Source organism: Streptomyces sp. NPDC036984 (assembly GCF_055607665.1).
Window position 1 is genome coordinate 1 of record NZ_JBVJRL010000071.1, and the last position, 3191, is coordinate 3191.

Below are 3191 nucleotides of genomic sequence, written 5' to 3' on the forward strand. Positions count from 1 at the left end.
GGCACCACCCGCTGAAACAGCTCCCACAACCCGTCCGGCACCATCCGCTCGACCAACTCGCTCGACACGCGAACAGCATGCCGCAAGATCACACCGAACGAAATGAGCTGTTACCCGGGCCGGAGCCGGACGAAGACGTCCAGCGCCGCCGAGGGCGGGGTCAGTGAACAGCAGATGTCCTCGTGCGGGAACGCACGGTGCACGCACGTCACCGGGCCACAGTCGATGTCCGAGCTGCCGCCGCCGTGCAGCGCGTGCGCCGCGAAGAGCACCGGATCTCGGCCCATGAGCACATACCGCGAGCCACGCATGAGCGCCCGACACAGCCTCACTGCGCTCACCGCCAGACGGTGGTGCCACGGTGTTCACGGCCGGTGGTTGGCGCGGTGCCACCGTGGGCGTGCGTCGGCGCAGCGCGGGCAGACGCGCCGTACCCGGTCCGCCGCGCCGCCGGATTCCGGGAACGCGTCGGTCCAGGCGACGTGCGGGAAGCGGATCAGCTGGGAGCGATGGAGCGAGAGGCCGCAGACGGTTTGGTTCAGCCCCGGCTGCCAGGCGTGGACCTCCCCGGCGGGTAGCCGACGGCGGCCCTCCTCCTTGTCGGTCCACTGTCCGCAGGCGGCGACGGCGTAGTGCTTCGAGCGAGCCATGGCATGCGCGGGCCGGCGATCAGCCGACCGCCTTGCCGACGCCGGCCCCCGGGTTCCCCACCGCCCGTCGTGACCGGCCGTCCGGGGCACCAGGTGCGATTTCCGCCTTGCTCGTGCGTGCGTGGTGGAATGGAGTGGCTGGGGTCATCACCGCACCATCCCGGGCTCGGGTTCGTACACCGTCCCGCGTGCCCGCCTGGCCGCAAGCCAAGCCCCAGGCGGGTCAGGGCGGGCGCGCTGTGCGTACCGTCGTCGTGACCTGTACGAGGCAGGGCCTGCGCGGCGTGGAGCCGAAGCCGAACCGTACGGGCGGCGCCACAGCGGTGAGGGAACCGAGGTCCCGGCCCCCGAGGACGGCGGTCGCTGCCGTGATCAGGTGCAGATCGTGGGCGCCGTACCACTCGTACCGGCCGCCGCCGGCGGTCCCCCGGGTGCGCACGCCCAGCAGCAGCCGGGCGAGCGGGTCCGTCACCGCCGTCCAGCAGGGCTGGGCGGCCAGGACGCCGGGGACCGCCCGCAGCAGCAGACCCGGCAGGCCGCGTCGGCCGACGGTGAACCGCAGGTCGAGCAGCGGGCCCGCGGTGACCGCCCAGTGATCGTGGGCGACACGGACGCGTACGGGTTCGATCCGGGCCTCGTCGAAGGCGTAGGTACCGGCGATGAAGTCCGCCGTCCGCCGGGTGGGCGCCAGCAACAGGCGATGGCCGTCGGCCCGTTCGAGCATCACATCGCTGAACGGCCCGAAGGGGGACAGGGGCCAGTGGCCGATGACCAGGCGGGTGCCGGACGTCGTGCCGATCCCGGCGATCCAGCCGTCGAACCGAAGCCGGGTGCGCCGCGCGGATCGGCGCATCAGGGCGCCTCGGCGGCTGTCCGGCTCATTCGCCCGCGCCCGCGCCCGCTGCGGACCCGAGCCGTCCGCACCGGCGCCATGCCAGGAGCCACCCGGCCTGCATTACCGCGTCCAGCAGACAGGTCGGACGCACGAGAGGCTGTTAGGCGCTCCGGTCCATACGACACCACGCGCACCGACTCCCCCGGACGCCCCCGCCGAAACCCGGGTGCGAGCCGACGCGACTCGGCGGCGCGAGACGGGACGGGGTCTCCTCACCGCTGCGGACGGACGCCCCCGGCGGAGGCGAGGAGCACGCGCCGAGCGCCCTGGGCACCGAGCCGGCATGGCAGGCGCGGCCGTGGCTGCCACCTGACTGACCCACCCGGGGGAATCAGCGACGCCCCCGGAGGTCAGCGGTGGCCGGAACATGTCGGTGGCGCCCAGACTCGATGACGGCCCCGTGCCCGCCTTCCCCTGCGGGGTACCACTCGGTACCCGGGCGCAGGGGATCCCGGACGCCGTCTCGGCGCGCTGCCGTACCCCTGTGTGTCCGACGGACCACGGCGACACGCCCTGACTACGCAACTCGGGTCTGACTGTCACGCGATCGGCCGCACGGCAACCCCTCAAGGTGGCATACGTGTCCCCGGCACGGCCAGGATGGCGCCTGACCGGCGACGCGAACCGCGAGCATCGGGAGAAACCCACCAGTGAGCATCCTCAATGAACCCCACGGTGCTGCGGCAGCCGAGGACTCGTACGAGAACGAGCTGCCGGTCCGGCGCAAGCAGCCCGGCAATGTCGTGGTCAAGTGGCTGACGACCACCGACCACAAGACGATCGGCACACTGTATCTGGCGACGTCTTTCGCGTTCTTCCTGATCGGCGGCGTGATGGCGCTGCTCATTCGCGCCGAGCTGGCCCGTCCGGGCCTGCAGATCATGTCGAACGAGCAGTACAACCAGGCGTTCACGATGCACGGCACCGTGATGCTGCTGATGTTCGCCACCCCGCTGTTCGCCGGCTTCACCAACTGGATCATGCCGCTCCAGATCGGTGCCCCCGACGTGGCGTTCCCGCGGCTGAACATGTTCGCCTACTGGCTGTACCTGTTCGGCTCGTCCATCGCGGTCGGCGGCTTCCTCACCCCGCAGGGTGCGGCCGACTTCGGCTGGTTCGCCTACACCCCCCTGTCGGACGCGATCCGCACTCCGGGCATCGGCGCGGACCTGTGGATCATGGGTCTTGCCTTCTCGGGTTTCGGCACGATCCTCGGCGCGGTCAACTTCATCACCACGATCATCTGCATGCGCGCCCCGGGCATGACGATGTTCCGCATGCCGATCTTCACCTGGAACGTGCTGCTGACCGGTGTCCTGGTCCTGCTGGCCTTCCCGGTCCTGGCGGCCGCGCTGTTCGCCCTGGAGGCGGACCGCAAGTTCGGCGCCCACGTCTATGACGCGGCCAACGGCGGCCCGTTGCTCTGGCAGCACCTCTTCTGGTTCTTCGGACACCCGGAGGTGTACATCATCGCCCTGCCGTTCTTCGGCATCATCACCGAGGTCATCCCGGTGTTCGCCCGCAAGCCGATCTTCGGGTACATGGGCCTGGTCGCGGCGACCATCGCGATCGCCGGTCTGTCCGTGACCGTGTGGGCCCACCACATGTACGTCACCGGTGGTGTGCTGCTGCCGTTCTTCTCCTTC

At 70.6% G+C, this 3191-nt stretch carries 4 protein-coding genes; 1 reads left to right on the plus strand and 3 read right to left on the minus strand.

Annotated elements, in window-relative coordinates:
• Positions 1 to 110 precede the first annotated feature (110 nt).
• The 3 genes from ACZ7DL_RS38955 to ACZ7DL_RS38965 all read right to left on the minus strand — a co-directional run bounded on the left by ACZ7DL_RS38955 (position 111) and on the right by ACZ7DL_RS38965 (position 1503).
• Complete coding sequence (locus ACZ7DL_RS38955) at positions 111 to 341, minus strand: hypothetical protein (protein ID WP_470781791.1); 231 nt, start codon at positions 339 to 341, stop codon at positions 111 to 113.
• A 24-nt stretch (positions 342 to 365) separates the two neighbouring features.
• Positions 366 to 650 carry a hypothetical protein gene (locus tag ACZ7DL_RS38960; protein WP_470781794.1) on the minus strand — a complete coding sequence of 95 codons (285 nt, stop codon included), beginning with the start codon at positions 648 to 650 and terminating at the stop codon, positions 366 to 368.
• Positions 651 to 873: 223 nt separating this feature from the next.
• Entirely contained in the window at positions 874 to 1503 is a 630-nt protein-coding gene (locus ACZ7DL_RS38965) for a hypothetical protein (RefSeq protein ID WP_470781796.1), read from the minus strand.
• A gap of 692 nt (positions 1504 to 2195) precedes the next feature.
• Between ACZ7DL_RS38965 and ACZ7DL_RS38970 the strand changes: the two genes are divergently transcribed.
• The coding region (locus ACZ7DL_RS38970) for a cytochrome c oxidase subunit I (protein ID WP_470781797.1) at positions 2196 to 3191 on the plus strand (996 nt) is incomplete at its 3' end.

Bases quoted from the DNA above. Each gene is read 5' to 3' on its own strand.
- ACZ7DL_RS38965 (WP_470781796.1), bottom strand. From the start codon at position 1,503: ATGCGCCGATCCGCGCGGCGCACCCGGCTTCGGTTCGACGGCTGGATC.
- ACZ7DL_RS38960 (WP_470781794.1), bottom strand. From the start codon at position 650: ATGGCTCGCTCGAAGCACTACGCCGTCGCCGCCTGCGGACAGTGGACC.